Origin of the sequence: Thiomonas arsenitoxydans, from assembly GCF_000253115.1 — a bacterium.
GTDB lineage: Bacteria > Pseudomonadota > Gammaproteobacteria > Burkholderiales > Burkholderiaceae_C > Thiomonas > Thiomonas arsenitoxydans.
This window is the reverse complement of sequence record NC_014145.1, coordinates 1,623,561-1,640,872: the sequence shown is the minus strand read 5'-3', so window position 1 is coordinate 1,640,872 and position 17,312 is coordinate 1,623,561. Positions and strand designations below refer to the sequence as shown.

Genomic DNA, 17,312 nt, shown 5'->3' with positions numbered 1-17,312 from the left:
AAAGCAAGGCACAATAAGGCGGCTCGTCAACGCGACGGCCCACTTCGACATTGTTGCAGCAACACTCTCACCCGCAGTTCATGAAATTGACCGTGCGCCAACTTCGACCCCTCCTCCTCGGCTTGCTGTTGTGCACCGCTCCGTGGGCGCACGCTGACATCTACCTCTGTCGCGACGCGAACGGCACGCTGGTTTCCAGTGATCGCTTGACGCAGGATTGCCTGACCTATGGCGGCAAAGTGATCGGCTCAGACGGCACCGTGCGTCGGCGCATTCTGACCATGAAGGAACAGGCCGAGCAGGCCCAGGCAAAAGAGGCCGCGCAGAATCTGGCCAGACAGCAGCGCGATCAGCAACGTGAGGATCGTGCCCTGTTGCTGCGCTACCCAAACGAAGCCGCGCTGGAGGCCGCCCGCGTCAGCGATTTGAATCGGCCGCAGTCGATGATTGAGGACGCCGAAAAACAACTCGCTACTCTGCAGCGTCAGTTCAAGCGTCTGCAGATCGATGCGCAGTTTTATCCGCAAGGCCCACTGCCCCTCGAACTGCGAACCAAGCTCGATGAGAACAAAGTGCTGACCAAGCAGCAAACCGCACTCATCCAAGGCCAAAAAGCCGAAATCGTTCGCATCAACCACGAATACGATGCGCTGCGCACTCGGATGAAACCTTTGTGGGCCAGGGCATCGGCAAGGCAATAGTCGCCGCCCAGCTATCAGCTAGAGGCGGCCTTGGGAAATGCCTCAGGGCGCCAGCCCGTTCGGATCGAAATCCATCGGCATCAAGGCGGGCAAGTAGGCCACGCCTTCATTGCCCCACGATTGCCGCGCACTGCGCACCACCGCTTGCAGGCCATGCGCGGCATGGGCGTTTTCAGCCGAGGCTTGAGGGAAGAAATGGCGCACCATGTCTTGCGCTTGCACGCGCTGCGGGCCGGCCCAGGTGATGGCGAATAGCGATCCATCGGCCCCGATGTATTCCTGCACCGGGATGCCCTGAGGCCCCGTTGCGGCGCGGATCTGCAGATTGTCAGGCAACGAGCGTGACACAATCTGTGCGGTCGCGGCCGGAACCATCCGCCGCTTCGATGCGTCGGGTTGTGATGAGTGTGTCTGGACCAGACTGGCCCAGGCAATAGGCGCGGACAAAGCAACGGCCGCGCCGAGAACGATCCAGCGATTTTTCATGATGTGAACAGGCTCTGGGTGCGAGTGCCCGGTCTGACCGATAAGCCAGCCGCGCCTGATGGCAGCATCCGGCCGGAAGAGCTTCGGGCCGGACGCAGCACTCTTGCCAGAATGCTGCAGCGCAAAACTGACGCCGTGCTGAATCAGTTCATGTTGATTCAGTCGTTTTGATGCTGCGCTGCAGCGCCGGTTGTATCAAGCATGGGCCTGCCACATCCCCTCAACAGATCGTCAAACCGGCAATACCACGCGCCCCCAAGCCTCGTTGATGACTTCGGCCCCTGCGAGATAAAACGCCAGTGCCGCCGTAATCAGTCCCAGATAGCCCCCGAATACGGTCAAGCCACTGTTGCCGGTCAATGCGCCCGCAGCCAGCAGATAGAAGGTGGGAACCAGCGCCGTGAAAACCAGCATCAGGGCGCGACCTTTTTTCCAGGTGGCAATCCACAGATAAGTGGTGAAAACACCCCAGAGCAGCAGATACCAGCCGACGAACGGGCCGCCAACGCCCTTGGCGAAAAAGTCGACGAACAGGGCGAAGCTCCACCAGAACGCGCCGTATCCGCAGAACGCCACAAAGCCAAAGCCGTTGCCAACGAAGCCCTCCGCCACACCCGCAACAAACTGCGCCGTTCCACCGAATGCAAAGGCGGCGGCCAGCACCATCGGCACATCCGCGCCGGGGAACCAGCCGGCATTCACCATGCTCAGCAACCACGTGGTCAAGGCAAATCCGGATAGGCCTAATGGCGCCGGGTTGATCGCTTTTTTCTCAGCCATTTCAATCTCCTCGTTGTTTTCAGGGAACACAGCGATGATTTCGCCGTGGTGGCTGGCGCATTGCCAGTCCGCGCGAAGCTTCGACAATCTGCCTGACGGGTCGCCTACATGTCACAAACTTCGTGCAGGCTTTACACCTCGTCACCCGGGTCACTTCCGAAAGACGTAAATCATCGCCTCGCCACAAATCAGCACAAATCCTCACAGAACTCATAAGACTGTTCTTATATGCTGTCGCCATCATGCTCGCAGACCTGACCCTGACCCAACACATCCTGTCCGTCGTTTCTGGCGTGGCAGTCGGTTTTACGCTCGGCCTGATCGGCGGAGGCGGCTCCATCCTCGCGGTGCCGCTCTTGCTCTATCTGGTGGGTTATCCCAATCCCCACGTCGTGATTGGCACGACGGCGCTGGCGGTATCGATCAACGCCTACTTGAATCTGATTCCGCACGCACGCGCGGGCAATGTGCGTTGGAAAGAAGCGGTGATCTTTGCCATCATCGGCGCCATTGCGGCGTATATAGGTTCTACTTTGGGCAAGGCGGTCGACGGCAAAAAGCTGCTATTCCTTTTCGCCATTCTGATGCTGGTCATCGCCGCCTTGATGATTCGCCCGAAGAAGGTCAAACCCGGCGAAATGGAAGGAAATCCCGGTCAGTTTTCGATGTGGAAATTGGTGGTATCCGCGGCCATCGTCGGCACGCTCTCGGGTTTCTTCGGTATTGGCGGCGGTTTTCTCATCGTGCCGGGCCTGGTGTTCGCAACCGGCATGCCCATGCTGGCGGCGGTGGGTTCCTCGCTGTTCTCGGAAGGCACATTCGGCCTGACCACGGCGGTGAACTATGCGAGTTCCGGCCTGCTCGACTGGACGGTCGCGGGGCTATATATCGCCGGGGGCATTGCGGGCGGTGTGTTCGGCGCACGACTGGCCACCCACTTGGGTAAGAGCAGCAAAGGCACGCTCAACCTGATTTTTGCGGCGCTGGTGGCCGTGGTGGCGGCTTACATGATCTACAAAAACATGTCGGCCTTCGGCATCCATCTCTAAATTCAGGTCGGATGGTCGGCATCAGGCCATCAGGTTTTGACCAGCCGCAATCGGGCAGGTCGAGGATCTCGATCGGGGTGGAACCTCCGGCCTTCGATCTGTTCTGATGTTGCATTCGTTTACAGGAGATCGAATGCAACGCCGTACCTTTCTATCCGCCGCGCTAGTCGCCGCCGTATTGGGCTCCAGCGCCTCGCCAGCGCTAGCCTTGGCTTCACCGCTAGGCGTGGGAGGCACCCTGCCCCAGACGCAATTCGAGAATCAGCACGGAAAGATGGAAGACTTTCCGGGTGCTGATACCCGGGTCGTGTTGTTCGCGGTGGAAAAGGCCCCCTCCGACGTGGTCAACGACTACCTGACGGCCTTGGGCGTCGAAGCGATGCACAAACAGGGCATCGTGTTCCTCGCGGATATCAGCGGCATGCCGGGGTTTGTCACCCAGACCTTCGCTCTGCCCAAAATGCGCAAACGCCCTTACTCCATCCTGCTGGCCAGCAAGGCAGAACAGGCTGCCTTCATGCAGCACGAAAAAGAGGCGGTGACTGTCATGCAGGTTCGCCAGGGCAAGATTACACACATCGGCTTTGCGCGCGATGTAGCCGCGCTCAAGGCCGCCATCGGCTCGCAGTAAATCTAGAGGCCGGGCGCCGCCCGGCCCCGGAGCGGCTCAGACCAATTCACCCACCAGGTCGTGACCGTCGGTGCGCACGATGCGGGCGCGCACGAACTGGCCGCCGCTTTGTGCCAGGCGCATTATGGTCGAGGGTTTATCGGGCGGCAGCAAATGCACTTTACCGTCGATTTCGGGCGCATCGGCGAAGGTTCTGCCCACTCCCCCCTCGCGGCTTGCCTGATCGACCAACACCCGCATCACCTGTCCCACCCGCTTGTGCAGTTTGCGGGTGGATACCTCTTCAGCCACGGCCATGAAGCGGGCGCGGCGCTCTTCTCGCAGCGCTTCGGGCACCGGATCGGCCAGCGCGTTGGCGGTCGCCCCCTCCACCGGCGAATAGGCGAAGCAGCCCACGCGGTCGAGCTCTGCCTCGCGGATGAAATCGAGCAGGGTCTGGAATTCCGCTTCTGTCTCGCCCGGAAAACCCGCGATGAAGGTTGAGCGCACCACCAGTTCGGGGCAAATCTCGCGCCAGCGGGCGATGCGTTCGAGGTTGCGTTCGCCACTAGCCGGGCGCTTCATGCGTCTGAGCACGTCAGGGTGGGCGTGCTGCAAAGGCACGTCCAGATAGGGCAGGATGCGCCCCTGCGCCATTAGCGGCAACACTTCATCCACATGCGGATAGGGATAGACGTAGTGCAGACGCACCCAGGCGTCATGCTCGGCGGCCAGACTGCCCAGCGCATCGACCAGTTCGGTCATGCGAGTGCGAATCGGCCGACCGTCCCAAAAGCCTGTGCGGTACTTCACATCGACCCCATAGGCCGAAGTGTCCTGACTGACCACCAGCAGTTCTTTCACACCCGACGCGAACAGCGCACGCGCCTCGCTCAAGACCTCTCCGATCGGGCGCGACACCAGATCGCCCCGCATCGCTGGGATGATGCAGAAGGTACAGCGATGGTTGCAGCCCTCGCTGATTTTGAGATAGGCGTAATGCTTGGGCGTGAGTTTGATGCCCGCTGGCGGCACGAGATCGACAAAGGGATCGTGCGGCTTGGGCAAGACGGCGTGCACATGCTGCAGCACCTCGTCGGTCGCGTGCGGCCCGGTAACGGCGAGCACCTTGGGGTGCACTTCGCGCACCAGGTTGTTGCCCGTGGCCGCATCGTTGCGCGCGCCCAGGCAGCCGGTCACGATCACTTTGCCGTTTTCGGCCAAGGCCTCGCCGATGGCGTCGAGACTTTCTTGTACTGCGGCGTCGATGAAGCCGCAAGTGTTGACGATGACCAGATCCGCCCCCGCATAACTCTTGGAGGTGTCATATCCTTGTGCGCGCAGTTCGGTCAGGATGCGCTCGGAATCCACCAGCGCCTTGGGGCAGCCGAGCGAGACAAAACCGATTTTTGGCGCCGCGGCTGCGGCAGGCGATGTTGGCGTGAGGGATGTTTCCATCCCGACATTGTCGCTGAAGCCAGGCGGATTTATTCACACCCTCTCAGCTCACCAGAGGCTTCATTTCTTGGGCGCAGGCGGCTGAAAGGCGCCCAGCATCTGCTTGGCCTGCTCCTGCATCTGTTCTTGCATCTGCATGTAGAGGTTCTTGCTCTGCTCGAGGTAATTGCCCATCATGTTTTGCAACATAGGGCTTTGCACGTTGAGAAACTGGGTCCACGCCTCGGGGTTGACGGCTGCGTTGTCATACACGCCGCGCGACTGCTCGGCGAGCTTGTTCTGAATGTCGATGAACGCCTGCACATTCTTTTCCAGATAGCTGCCCATCATGCCCTGCATGGCGTGGCCGTAGAAGCGGATGATCTGCTCAAGCATGACCGAGCTGAACATGGGCACGCCGCCGCTCTCTTCTTCCAGAATGATCTGCAGCAAGATGCTGCGGGTGAGATCTTCGCCGGTCTTGGCGTCCTGCACCACAAAGCGCACCCCGTCCATCACCAGTTGTTTGACATCGCTTAGGGTGATGTAGGCGCTCGCCTCGCTGTCGTAAAGACGGCGGTTGGGGTACTTTTTGATGATGCGCAGAGGAATATCGGACTTGGGCATGGCGGTGGAATGCAGTCGGCAAAAGCGGTCGGAAAAAGCGAAGGTGCACAGGCAAAAGATTTGCGGATTGAACCATATTCCCCGGCGAGCGCCACCGAGGCTTTCCCGCACCGCAGCATCGCGCTTCAGCTCATGTGCAGCCCGCCGTTGCAACTGAATTCGGCACCGGTGGTGAACCCGGCGTCCTCGCTGGCCAGCCAGACCACGATGGAGGCGATCTCTTCGGGTGTACCCAGACGCTTGACCGGAATGGAAGACACGATCTTGTCGAGCACGTCCTGCCGGATGGCCTTGACCATATCGGTCAGGATGTAGCCCGGCGACACCGTGTTGACCGTCACCCCTTTGGAGGCCACTTCCAGCGCCAGCGACATGGCGAAACCATGCATGCCCGCTTTGGCCGCGGCGTAATTGGTCTGGCCGAACTGGCCTTTTTCGCCATTCACCGACGCGATGTTGATGATGCGGCCCCAGCCCCGCTCGACCATGCCGTCGATCACCTGCTTGGTCACATTGAACATGGAGTAGAGATTGGTTCGCAGCACCAGATCCCAATCTTCGTAGCTCATTTTGCGCAGTACGGAGTCGCGGGTGATGCCGGCGTTGTTCACCAGAATGTCCACCTTTCCGTGCTCGGCGAATACTTTCTGAAAGGCCGCCTGAGTCGAGTCCCAGTCGGCCACATTGCCCTCGGAGGCATAGACATCGAAGCCCTGCGAGCGCATGGTTTCCAGCCAACTCTCCTTGCGGCTGGAATTGGGGCCGCAGCCTGCGATGACCTTGTGCCCTGCCTCGCACAGCCGTTTGCAGATGCCGGTGCCGATACCGCCCATACCACCCGTGACATAAGCCACTTTTTTGCTCATTTTGTTCTCCTCGTTTTGGTTTCAGTTTGATCAATCTGCGGTGGTTCAACGCTCCAGCGCCATGGCCACGCCCATGCCGCCGCCGATGCACAGCGAGGCCAGGCCCTTTTTCGCATCGCGCTTGTTCATCTCGTGCAGCAAAGTCACCAGAATGCGGCAACCACTGGCGCCGATGGGGTGGCCGATGGCAATAGCGCCGCCGTTGACGTTGACCTTGGCGGTATCCCAGCCCATCTGTTGATTCACCGCGATGGCCTGCGCGGCAAACGCCTCGTTGATCTCCATGAGATCGAGTTCCTGCGGCGTCCACCCTGCGCGCGACAGACAGCGGGTGGAAGACGGCACCGGCCCCATGCCCATATAGGCCGGATCGAGACCCGCGTTGGCATAGGCCCGGATGGTCGCCAGCGGCTTGAGGCCGAGCTCAGCGGCGCGCCGGGCCGACATCACCACCACCGCCGCAGCACCGTCGTTGAGGCCCGAGGCATTGCCCGCGGTGACCGTGCCGCCCTTGTCGAATGCCGGACGCAGCCCGCCGAGACTCTCTGCCGTCACGCCATGCCGCACGAACTCGTCGTTGGCAAACGCGATGGGGTCGCCTTTTCTCTGCGGCAGCATCACCGGCACGATTTCATCGGTGAAGCGCCCGGCTTTTTGCGCCGCCTCGGCCTTGTTCTGGCTGGCTGCGGCGAAAGCATCCTGCATTTCGCGGGTGATGCCGTATTTCTTTGCCACGTTCTCGGCCGTGGTGCCCATGTGGTACTGATTGAACGCATCCCACAGGCCATCGACGATCATGGTGTCGATCATCTTCCAGTCGCCCATGCGCTGACCGTCGCGCGAGCCCGGCAGCACATGCGGCGAGGCGCTCATGCTCTCTTGCCCGCCCGCCACCACAATGTCGGCATCGCCATCGCGAATCGCCTGGGCGGCCAGCATCACGGCCTTCAGGCCGGAGCCACAGACTTTGTTGATGGTCATCGCGGGCACCATGTCCGGCAACCCTGCCTTGATGCTGGACTGACGCGCTGGATTCTGTCCACAGCCCGCTTGCAGTACTTGCCCGAAGATGACCTCGGACACTTGCCCTGGCTCCAGCTTGGCGCGCGCGACCGCCTCCTTGATGACCAGAGCGCCCAGATCGACCGCCGACACTTTCGCCAGCGCACCGCCGAATTTCCCCACCGCCGTGCGCACGGCGGACACGATGACGATATCAGTCATGATCGAATTTCCTTTTGAGTGAGATGACGAATACAAAAATAAAAGACCGCTTGCAGAGCATCAGGCCCGCACCTTGACGTAGCGCCCGGGCGCGGGCTCGATCGGCTTGTAGCGTGCGTTGCCGGGTTTTTTCGGCGCGGCGACTTCCGGCCCGGCCTGTTTCGCCAGCCACTGCGCCCAGTCGGTCCACCAGCTTCCCGGATGCTCTGTTGCGACGTCGAACCAGGCTTGCGCTTGCGCTGGCAGTTTGCGCTGGCTGGCGGGCGAAGTCCAGTGGCTGCGCTTATTGCGCTTGGCCGGGTTGATGACCCCGGCGATATGCCCCGAAGCGCCCAGCACGAAGCGCATCGGCCCGCCGAGGATGCGCGTGGTTTCATACGCGGTTTTCCACGGCACGATGTGATCTTCACGCGAGGCGTACACATAGGTCGGCAGCTTCACCGCCTGCAGGTTCAGCGGCACCCCGGCCACGGTGAGCGCGCCGGGCTGGCGCATCTTGTTTTCGAGATAGGTGTTGCGCAGATACCAGGCAAACAGCGGCCCCGGCAGATTGGTCGAATCGGAATTCCAGTACAGCAGATCGAACGGCGGCGGCGTTTCGCCCTTGAGGTAATTGCCGACGACGTAATTCCACACCAGATCGTTCGGTCGCAAGCTGGAAAAAGCCGAGGCCAGTTCACGCCCGGTCATCAGCCCGCCCTTGCCCAGCGTGGCTTCGCGCAGGGCCACCGAGGCTTCATCGACGTAAACGCTCAGAATGCCTGTATCGGTGAAATCGACCATCGTGGTCAGCAGGGTCGCGCTATGGGCGAACTGTTCGCCCCGCGCCTGCAGCACCGCCAGCGCGTTGGCCAGCAGGGTGCCGCCTACGCAGAACCCCAGGGTATTGATGGTGCCATCGCTGCCCTGCGCCGCGATGTCGCGCACCACCTCCATGGCGCGAATCACGCCGTCCTGCACATAATCGTCCCAGGTCAGGTGGCCCATGCTGGCGTCCGGGTTGCGCCACGACACGACGAAAGTCCGGTGCCCCTGCTCGACCGCAAACCGCACCAGCGAGTTGTCGGGCTGCAGATCGAGGATGTAGTACTTGTTGATCGAAGGCGGCACGAACAGCAGCGGCCGCGCATGCACGCGCTCGGTCAGCGGGGTGTACTCGATGAGCTGGAACAAATCGTTTTCAAACACCACCTGGCCTGCGGTAGTTGCCACGTTGCGGCCCACCTCGAAAACCGATTCATCGGTCTGCGTCATTCGACCCTGTTTCAGGTCCTTGAGCCAATTTTCTACGCCGGCGCGCAGGCTTTCCCCCTGCGTCTGCACCGCTTTCTCAAGGGCCTCGGGATTGAGCGCCAGAAAGTTGGACGGCGCCGCCGCATCGACCCACTGCTGCACCGCGAAGCGCAGCTTCTGCCGCGTCGTCTCGTCGGCCTGCACGTTTTCGGCCAAATCGAACAGGGCCCGCGCGCCCAGTAGATAGAGCGCCGCGGTGTAGCGGGAAATGTGGCTCTCTGCCCAGGTGTTGTGGGAGAAACGCCGATCATTTTCCGGCGGAGCGGATGTGTTGGCCGCGTCCGCCTCCAGCAGACCGCTCCACAACTGGCGAAACTCGTCAACGTAGCGTTGTTGCAGCGCCTGCAGCCGCGAGGGCTCGAACAGGACGGGTTGCCCCTTTGCCGCGCCTGAAAGCAGCGAAGTCCACATCGGCTGCATGTCGGCCCATGCGGCCCAAGGATCGGTCTGTCCCGAAAAAAAAGGCGGCGCGGCGGAGCCGGTCGAAGTGTTTTGGGCCATGGGGTTGGGTGGGACGGGGAAGGGAGCGAGCCCATCCGCAAAGGCGGCAGGCCACGGCATTCTTGAACAGGCCGCAGGCCGTGTCAACGGCGCTTCCACGATGCGGAAACCACCCTACTCCACCCAGATGCAGCCGGCCTGCCGCCCAGTAACCGGTTGGCGGCGGTAGGAGTAAAACCGCTGGGCAAGGCCAAAGGTGCAAAGACCGCCGCCCGCAATATGCTCGGCCGACAGGCCCGCCGCCTGCAGGCGGATGCGCGCAAGCTGCCAGAGGTCGGCCCACCATTTTCCCGGCTGGCCCGGCAAAAACGCGACGGCTGTCTGCGGATGACGATTGACAAAAGCCGCTCTCACCTCATCACCCACCTCGAACGCCCCGGGCCCGATCGCCGGGCCCAGCACGGCCTGCACTTCGGCCGCAGGGCAACCGGCGCGGTCGCAGACGGCCTGAACGCTGGCTTCGAGCACGCCACCCGCCAGGCCGCGCCACCCGGCATGCGCGGCGGCCACCGCCTTGCCCCCAGGTGCGGCAAACAACACCGGCAGACAATCGGCGACCAGCACCGTGGCCGCAACGCCGCGCTGCGAAGTGCAGGCCGCGTCCGCCACGGGTTCCGGGTCGTCGTCATGGAACTGATCGAGATCGGCCACCGCGATGCCGTGCACCTGCTGCAAATAGCGAGGCAGTGCGCCGCCCAGCGCGTCGCTGAGCAGCCTGCGGTTCTGCGAAACGGCGGCCGGATCGTCGCCGACATGGTTGCCCAGATTCATTCCACCGCCCAGAGTGCTTTGCGCGCAGCCATAGGCCGCGACACTCACGCCCCCGGCGCAGCTGGTGAACACCGCGCGCACCCGCGGGTTTCCAGGCCAGGCGACTTGCAGCCAAGGCGCTTGCGCCGTAGGTGCAGCGAGGTTGTCGGGGCTGAAGTCCGTCAGAACAGGCGTGTGGAGCATGGCGTGTGAGGCCGGCGGCAAGCCGGGCCCGGAAAAAGGGTAAGGGGTGTATCAATCTGCTGCGGTCGGCAGAGTCCGCAGCCTGTGGGCTGGGTGCGCAATTTATAGTGAAAGCGTACAACCCGTTTCAGTCCCGAGCCTTCTACCCTGCGATGCGCCTTTCCGTCATCATTCCCGCCCATCGGTCGCACGCCTTCATCGGCGATGCGCTGGATTCGCTGGCGGCGCAGCAGCAGCCAGACGGGCTCGCCCTCGAAGTCATCGTGGTTGCGGATGACGGCACCGACTATGCCCACCACTTCACCGCTGCCCGCCGACAAACTCTGGAGTGCCTTTCCGCCACGACAGGACGCATCGCGGCAGGGCCGTCGGCAGCGCGCAATATCGGACTGAATCGCGCCAGCGGCGATTTCATCTCGTTTCTGGATGCGGACGATCTCTGGCTGCCCGGCCGCGCCGCCGCCTTGCTCCCTTTGGCCGTAGCCCACGGCGCCGCGGTTTGCCGCATGGCGATCACCGCCCTCGACGCGCCAGGCACGCCGAAGCTGACCCCGGTATTGCCAAAACACGGACACCTCTCGCCGCAGGACAGCCTGCTGATCGACGGTGGGTTCTGCCCGGTGTACCGCCGCGATTGCATCACCCACACCTGGGATGAAGAGCTCGATTTCGCCGAAGACCTGTTGTTCAACCACGTTGCCGTGGTCAACGCCGGTGGTCTGTTCGTGCATCCGCAACCCTTGATGCACTACCGCATTCGCCCCGATTCGGCCACGCATCACATGCCCTCTGCCAGCCACCGGGCCGAGCGGGCCTACGCGCAGATGTTGTCGCGCCTGTCGCCGGCCTCGGGCGAAACCGCGACGTTGGCTGCGTGTCTGCACCGCAAACGGCGGCTCAACGCGGCCTATCTGCAGGCCTGGCAGCAAGAGCCCGGGCTGCATTTCGAGCAGTTCGTCCGGGCTATATCCCCCTGACGCGTGCAAAGATAGGGCAGCGCTCACCAGCCCTGCGGATCGATCTCATCCATCTCACCGCCGCAGGCGTCCCAGAAACTCGCTATATCGTCCGGAATGGGAGCGATGAAATCCATCGGCTTGTCGTTCAGGGGATGGGCAAACGCCAGCCGCGCGGCATGCAGCGCCTGCCGCTGCAGCGGCAGATCGGGCCGCAAGCGCCCGCCATAAACCGAATCGGCCACCATCTCCAGCTTGGCAAACTGCAGATGCACCCGAATCTGATGCGTGCGCCCGCTGTGCAGCTTGCAGCGCAGCGCCGTCAGCGGCCCCCAGCGGGTGTCGAGTTCGGCCAGCGGGGTGAAATCGGTACGGGCAGGTTTGCCGCCATGCACCACCGCCATGCGCAGACGATCGCGCGGGTGACGGCCAATGGGCGCCTCCACGTTGAATGCGCGGCTGACCGAGCCCCAGGCCAGCGCGAGATATTGGCGGTGGATGGTGCGCGCCTGTAACCGGCGCACCAACTCGGTCTGCGCCTCCAGCGTACGCGCCGTCACCATCAGCCCGCTGGTGTCTTTGTCGAGACGGTGAACGATGCCCGCTCGCGGCAGCCCTGCCGTCTCGGGGTAGCGGGCCAGCAAGCCGTTGAGTAGGGTGCCGCTCCAGTTGCCCGCGGCCGGATGCACCACCAGCCCCGCCGGTTTGTTGAGCACGGCCAGATCGGCATCTTCGAACACCACGTTGAGTGGCAAGTCTTCGGGTGCGAAGGCGGTGTCTTCAGGCAATGCGGGCACAGCGATGCGCAGGGTTTCGCCCGCGCGGGCCTTGTCGCGCACGCCAGCCACCTGAGCGCCCATGCGCACCAGCCCCGCTTCGCACCACTGCTGCAGGCGGCTGCGGGAATATTGCGAAAACTGCGCGGCAAGTACTTTGTCGAGCCGCTGCCCGGCGTCGGCCTCGGGGACGACGGCTTCGAGCACCGTCGAATCGTCAGCGGCGCTGTCTTCGTCGAGATCGGCGAAATCGCCGTCGACCGCAGAGGGCGAAGCATGTGGAGAGAGATCGGTCATGAGGGGGAAGCGAGGCTCCCTATAATCTGCAAGCTTTACACCACCCTGGGCGATTGATATGCGTGTTGCGTTGTACCGTCTCTGGACGTTGCGGTTGTTGGGCGCTGCGGCGGCAGTCGTGCTGCTGGGCCTTGCAGGCTGTGCCTCCACGCCGTCGAAAGACGAAACCCTGGGCTGGTCGTCGGCCAAATTGTATGCAGAGGCCAAGGACGAAATGAACAGCGGCAACACCGACAAGGGTGTGAAGCTGTACGAGAAGCTCGAGTCGCGCTACCCCTACGGGCTGTTGGCGCAGCAGGCGCTGATCGAGATCGCCTACGGCAACTACAAGCAGGGCGAGCGGGCGCAGGCCCTGGCCGCCGCCGACCGCTTTCTCAAGCTCTACCCCAACAACCCCTACACCGACTATGTGCTCTACCTTAAGGGCCTGATCAACTTCAACACCAATCAGGGCTGGTTCTCCTTCCTGTCCGACCAGAAGTTGTACGAGCGCGATCAGGCTGCGGCCAAGCAGTCGTTCGAGAGCTTCAAGGAACTCGTCACCCGTTTTCCTGAGAGCAAGTACGCGCCCGACGCCCGCCAGCGCATGCGCTACATCGTGAACTCGCTGGCCGAGTATGAGACGCATGTCGCGCTGTTCTATTACCGCCGCGGGGCCTATGTCGCCGCGGCCGACCGCGCGCAACGCGCCATCGAGCACTACCAGGACGCGCCGGCCAATCAACTCGCCCTGGCGATACTGGTCGATGCCTACGGCAAACTGGGCATGACCCAACTACGCGACGACGCCGAGCGCGTGCTCAAGCTGAACTACCCGCAGAGCACCTACCTCACCGAAGGCCTGCCCAAGCGCGACGATCCGTTCTGGAAGCTCTGGTAAGCCTGATTCACTTCGTTCCTTGCAAAAACGCCTGAGCCTCTGCGGTTTGGCTCACGCGCGTGAAGGGCGGCAGGCTCGTCAGAAGTTGTCGCCCCCAGCCGGTCGCCGTCAGGCGCCGGTCGCACACCACCAGAACCCCCCGATCGCTTTCGGTGCGGATCAACCGGCCCGCCCCTTGCTGCAGCGAGAGTGCGGCCTGGGGCATGCTGTAGTCGGTAAAGCCGCTGCGCCCTTCGGCCTCGATCTGCTTGAGCCGTGCGGCGGTGAGCGGGTCGTCGGGCGGGGCGAACGGTAGTTTGTCGATGATCACCAGGGTCAGTCGGTCACCGGGCAGATCGACGCCCTCCCAAAAACTCTGACTACCCACCAGCACCGCCTGCGGCGTGCTGGCGAAGCGGGCCAGCAAGGCGGCTTTCGATTCGTCGAACTGTTCCAGCACCGCCCTGCCGGGCAGCAGCGCGCGCAGGGTTTGCGCGATGATCTTCGCCGCCCGCAGCGTGGTGGTGAGCACGAACGTGCCGCCGGTATTGCCCATGGCAAGCTGGGCGGCGAGCGCCCCCACCGATTCCGAATGGCCCGGCTGATTGGGCAGCGGCAGGTCTTGCGGCACCAGCAAGCGCCCTTGCTCGGCATAGTCGAACGGGCTGGCCACTCGCAATTCGCGGCAACGCGGCGCCGCCCCGCCTTCCACCGGCGCACAGCCGCCCTGCTCCGGCGTCAACCCCAGCGCGGCGCGAGCGTGGCGAAAGCTGCCGCCCACGCTCAAGGTCGCCGAGGTGAAAATCCAGGCCTGACTGCGTTGGGCCACCAGGGCGGCAAACGCCGGTGCGATGGACAAGGGCGCGGCTTGCAACCGCAGATGCGCGCTGCCCACGTCGGCCCAGCGCACCTGTGGCGGCGCGTCGGTCTGTTCGGGGTCAGGTGCGGCCTGCCAACTTGAAAAGGCCTGGTGCAAGGCGGTGCAGCGATCCATCAGCCGCTCGAACTCAGCCGCCGCCTCGACATGGGCCGACAGCACCTCCGCGGTATGCGCCAGTTGCGCCTGGAGATCGTGCAAGGCCACGTCCCAGCCGGGCAGATCGAGCACCTGGGGCTGACTCAGACGCCCGGGGTTTTGCGGTGCGGCCAGGCGCAGATCGCGCGCTGCGCGCTCCAGTGCACCGCTCAAGGTCTGCCAGTCGGCCAGGCCTTTGGCATGTTGCAGGCCGCCGGCCAGCACGTCCCGGCTGAGATCGACCACCTGCGCCGTACCGCAGCGCGCGCCGAGGAATTGCACCCCGATTTCGGCAAGCTGATGCGCCTCGTCGAGAATCAGCGTGTCTGCGGTCGGCAGCAATTCGGCCACGCCTTCACCGCGCAACGCCAGATCTGCGAAAAACAGATGGTGATTGATGATGACCACGTCGGAAGCCAAGGCCTCGCGGCGCGCCTTCATCACAAAACAGGCTTTGTAGTCAGGGCAGTCGGCCCCGAGGCAGTTGTCGGTGGTGGAGGTGAGGAGAAAGTTAAGCGCGGAGTTTTCTTCCAGCCCCGACAGCGCCGACAGATCGCCACGCGCATCGCTTTTGGCGAACTGCGTGATGCGGCGCAATTGCGTATGGGCATGGCGGCCGTGCACCCATTCCGCCGCGCGCTGCAGGCGGTAGAGGCAGACGTAATTCGAGCGGCCTTTGAGCACGCAGGTACTCACCGCTGCGCCCAGCGCACGGCGTGCGGCGGGCAGATCCTTGTTGTAAAGCTGATCCTGCAGATTGCGGGTCGCGGTGGAAATGATCACCCGCCCGCCATGCAGCAGCGCGGGCACGAGATAAGCCAGCGTTTTGCCCGTGCCCGTACCGGCTTCCGCCATGAGGATGGCCCGGTCGGCGATGGCCCCGGCCACCGCCATCGCCAGCTCTCGCTGCCCCTCGCGCACCGACCACTGCGGCAATTCCTCCTGCAGCGGACTGCCGGGAGAAAACAGCGCGTCGCAATGCTCGGCCAAAGCTGTGGAGGTTTCTGGCGCCTGAGGCGTCGAAGACGGGGAATCAGCGCGCATGCCGATGGCGGGCACATTCCAGTGCCGCACAGCGTGGCGAAGGCGGACATGCGCGCCCCCTAGAATTAGTGTTTTCCATCAGTTTGTTCATCCGCTCACTCATAGCCGCCTTCTGCACCGAATCGCCGCCGATTCTATGGATCCCACCGATCACTACCCGCCGTCCCGGTTGCCGCCCCTGCCCACGCCGGTGCAGCACCGTGCGGGTACCCGCTGGCGGTTAAGCGCGGCAAGTGGCCTGCACAAAGGCGACCGGCCGTATCAGCAGGATCAGTTGCGGGTCATTGCCCACCCCCGCGTGCAGGGCTGCGTGCTGGCGGTGATTGCCGACGGCATGGGCGGAAAAAGCGGCGGACGCAAAGCGGCCGATCAGGTCATGCTCACCGCACAACAACTGTTCGAGCGCTATCACCCGGACAGCGACGATCCGCATGCGCTGCTGCAGCAGATCGTGCAGGAAAGCCACAGCATGATCCGGCTCACAGCACTGTCCACCGAGCAGGAGCCGCATTCCACCATCGTCTGCGCCCTGTTTCACGCCGACGAAGGCCGCTGCTACTGGTCGCATGTGGGCGACAGCCGCCTCTACATCTTCCGCAACGGTCGACTGCTGCTGCGCACCACCGATGACTCGTATGTGCAAACCCTGGTCGACAAGGGCGAGATCACCGAAGCCAAGGCCCGCAACCATCCGATGAGCAATGTGCTGACCTGCAGTCTGGGCATGTCGGAGCTGCCGTCCAAGCCGGTGGAAGAAAGCCCGCTGATGCCGGGTGATGTGCTCATGCTGTGCAGCGACGGCGTGTGGCACTACTTCACCGATCAGGATCTTGAAATCGCCACCTCCAAACTGCAGCCGCGCGAGTGCTGTCAGTACCTGATCGACAAGGCCCGCACCCGCGCCGGCGGCCGCGGCGACAATCTGTCCCTCATCGTCATCGAGTTGGCGCGGCTGCCCGCGCCGGGTGAGACATCAAGTACGTCATCAGGCGCCTGAGGCCACGCGCCAACTCGGTTCGCGTTTTTCGATGAAGGCCTGCACGCCTTCTAGCGCGCAGTCGTCGAGCATATTGCAGGTCATGGTCTGCGCCGCGAGTTGGTAAGCCGCATCGATGCCGGTCTCGACCTGGCGGTAGAACAGCGCCTTGCCCATGCGCACCGCGGCGGCGGGTTTGTTCAGAATGCTGGCGACCAGTCGCTCCACTTCAGCCTCCAACGCATCGGCCGGGGCGACGCGATTGATCAGGGCGCGCTGCTGCGCGGTGGCGGCGTCGATGAACTCGCCGGTGAGCAGCATTTCCATCGCCTGCTTGCGCGGCAGATTGCGCGCCAGCGCCACGCCGGGCGTGGAACAGAACAGCCCGTAATTCACGCCCGAGACGGCAAAGCGCGCGTCAGCGCTGGCCACCGCCAGATCGCAACTCGCCACCAACTGACAGCCGGCCGCCGTGGCGATGCCATGCACCTGAGCGATGACGGGCTGGGGCAGCCGCATCAATCCGGTCATGACCTTGCCGCAACGAGCGAAGAGCGACTGGTAATAGGCCTGCGAGGGCTGGGCGCGCATTTCCTTGAGATCGTGCCCGGCGCAAAAAGCTCGGCCTGCGCCGCGCAGGATGACCACGCGGGCGCCGTCGTCTTCCGTCAAGGCGTCGATCTGCGCCTGCAGTGCATCGAGCAAAGCCTCCGACAAGGCGTTGAACGCCTGCGGGCGGTTGAGCGTGACGGTAACCACGCCGCGCGCATCGCGTTCATGCAGCAGGACGTCGGTCGGGTTCGTGGGGTTGGGCATGGCGGTCTCCTTGGGTTTTCAGTAGATGATGCAAGCACATGCTGA

Annotated in this window: 17 protein-coding genes; 6 read left to right on the top strand and 11 right to left on the bottom strand. The window is 63.2% G+C overall.

Annotation, left to right across the window (positions count from 1 at the left end):
- The first annotated feature begins 80 nt into the window (after positions 1–80).
- Positions 81–701: a DUF4124 domain-containing protein gene (locus THI_RS07530; RefSeq protein ID WP_013105657.1), complete on the top strand. Its 621-nt coding sequence runs from the start codon at positions 81–83 to the stop codon at positions 699–701.
- Positions 702–743: 42 nt separating this feature from the next.
- On the opposite strand, the gene THI_RS07525 is transcribed toward THI_RS07530, so the two are convergent.
- On the bottom strand, positions 744–1,187 hold the full coding sequence (locus THI_RS07525; protein ID WP_013105656.1) for a DUF2844 domain-containing protein: 444 nt from the start codon (positions 1,185–1,187) through the stop codon (positions 744–746).
- A gap of 231 nt (positions 1,188–1,418) precedes the next feature.
- Positions 1,419–1,967, bottom strand: a complete 549-nt coding sequence (locus THI_RS07515) for an acetate uptake transporter (protein ID WP_013105655.1) — start codon at positions 1,965–1,967, stop codon at positions 1,419–1,421.
- A gap of 122 nt (positions 1,968–2,089) precedes the next feature.
- Between THI_RS07515 and THI_RS07510 the strand changes: the two genes are divergently transcribed.
- Together THI_RS07510 and THI_RS07505 are read left to right on the top strand one after the other, a co-directional pair.
- Complete coding sequence (locus THI_RS07510; RefSeq protein WP_231836444.1) at positions 2,090–3,016, top strand: sulfite exporter TauE/SafE family protein; 927 nt, start codon at positions 2,090–2,092, stop codon at positions 3,014–3,016.
- Between the two features lie 133 nt (positions 3,017–3,149).
- The gene (locus tag THI_RS07505; RefSeq protein ID WP_013105653.1) at positions 3,150–3,647 is read left to right on the top strand and encodes a hypothetical protein; all 498 of its coding nucleotides are present in this window, start codon (positions 3,150–3,152) and stop codon (positions 3,645–3,647) included.
- Positions 3,648–3,683: 36 nt separating this feature from the next.
- Here the strand turns inward: THI_RS07505 and rimO are convergent, their stop codons facing one another.
- The 6 genes from rimO to pgeF form a co-directional block, all read right to left on the bottom strand.
- The gene (rimO, locus tag THI_RS07500; protein WP_013105652.1) at positions 3,684–5,084 is read right to left on the bottom strand and encodes a 30S ribosomal protein S12 methylthiotransferase RimO; all 1,401 of its coding nucleotides are present in this window, start codon (positions 5,082–5,084) and stop codon (positions 3,684–3,686) included.
- A gap of 60 nt (positions 5,085–5,144) precedes the next feature.
- Entirely contained in the window at positions 5,145–5,690 is a 546-nt protein-coding gene (gene phaR, locus THI_RS07495; RefSeq protein WP_013105651.1) for a polyhydroxyalkanoate synthesis repressor PhaR, read from the bottom strand.
- A gap of 125 nt (positions 5,691–5,815) precedes the next feature.
- Positions 5,816–6,556 carry an acetoacetyl-CoA reductase gene (gene phbB, locus THI_RS07490; RefSeq protein ID WP_013105650.1) on the bottom strand — a complete coding sequence of 247 codons (741 nt, stop codon included), beginning with the start codon at positions 6,554–6,556 and terminating at the stop codon, positions 5,816–5,818.
- 45 nt (positions 6,557–6,601) lie between these two features.
- Complete coding sequence (locus tag THI_RS07485) at positions 6,602–7,780, bottom strand: acetyl-CoA C-acetyltransferase (RefSeq protein WP_013105649.1); 1,179 nt, start codon at positions 7,778–7,780, stop codon at positions 6,602–6,604.
- A gap of 60 nt (positions 7,781–7,840) precedes the next feature.
- Positions 7,841–9,574 carry a class I poly(R)-hydroxyalkanoic acid synthase gene (gene phaC / locus THI_RS07480; RefSeq protein ID WP_041608940.1) on the bottom strand — a complete coding sequence of 578 codons (1,734 nt, stop codon included), beginning with the start codon at positions 9,572–9,574 and terminating at the stop codon, positions 7,841–7,843.
- A 114-nt stretch (positions 9,575–9,688) separates the two neighbouring features.
- Positions 9,689–10,528, bottom strand: coding sequence for a peptidoglycan editing factor PgeF (gene pgeF, locus THI_RS07475; protein ID WP_013105647.1), 840 nt, complete (start codon positions 10,526–10,528; stop codon positions 9,689–9,691).
- Between the two features lie 152 nt (positions 10,529–10,680).
- On the opposite strand from pgeF, the gene THI_RS07470 reads away from it, so the two are divergent.
- Entirely contained in the window at positions 10,681–11,505 is an 825-nt protein-coding gene (locus tag THI_RS07470) for a glycosyltransferase family 2 protein (protein ID WP_013105646.1), read from the top strand.
- A 23-nt stretch (positions 11,506–11,528) separates the two neighbouring features.
- Here the strand turns inward: THI_RS07470 and THI_RS07465 are convergent, their stop codons facing one another.
- Positions 11,529–12,557: an RluA family pseudouridine synthase gene (locus tag THI_RS07465; RefSeq protein WP_013105645.1), complete on the bottom strand. Its 1,029-nt coding sequence runs from the start codon at positions 12,555–12,557 to the stop codon at positions 11,529–11,531.
- A 58-nt stretch (positions 12,558–12,615) separates the two neighbouring features.
- On the opposite strand from THI_RS07465, the gene THI_RS07460 reads away from it, so the two are divergent.
- Positions 12,616–13,437 (top strand): outer membrane protein assembly factor BamD, encoded by an 822-nt coding sequence (locus THI_RS07460; protein ID WP_013105644.1) that lies wholly within the window; start codon positions 12,616–12,618, stop codon positions 13,435–13,437.
- Positions 13,438–13,444: 7 nt separating this feature from the next.
- On the opposite strand, the gene THI_RS07455 is transcribed toward THI_RS07460, so the two are convergent.
- A complete protein-coding gene (locus THI_RS07455) occupies positions 13,445–15,475 on the bottom strand; it encodes a DNA repair helicase YoaA (protein ID WP_013105643.1) in 2,031 nt (676 codons plus the stop codon).
- Between the two features lie 136 nt (positions 15,476–15,611).
- Between THI_RS07455 and THI_RS07450 the strand changes: the two genes are divergently transcribed.
- Positions 15,612–16,472 carry a PP2C family protein-serine/threonine phosphatase gene (locus THI_RS07450; protein ID WP_013105642.1) on the top strand — a complete coding sequence of 287 codons (861 nt, stop codon included), beginning with the start codon at positions 15,612–15,614 and terminating at the stop codon, positions 16,470–16,472.
- Here THI_RS07450 and THI_RS07445 read toward each other — a convergent pair.
- On the bottom strand, positions 16,461–17,267 hold the full coding sequence (locus THI_RS07445) for an enoyl-CoA hydratase (RefSeq protein WP_013105641.1): 807 nt from the start codon (positions 17,265–17,267) through the stop codon (positions 16,461–16,463). The genes THI_RS07450 and THI_RS07445 overlap by 12 nt on opposite strands.
- Positions 17,268–17,312: the final 45 nt, after the last annotated feature.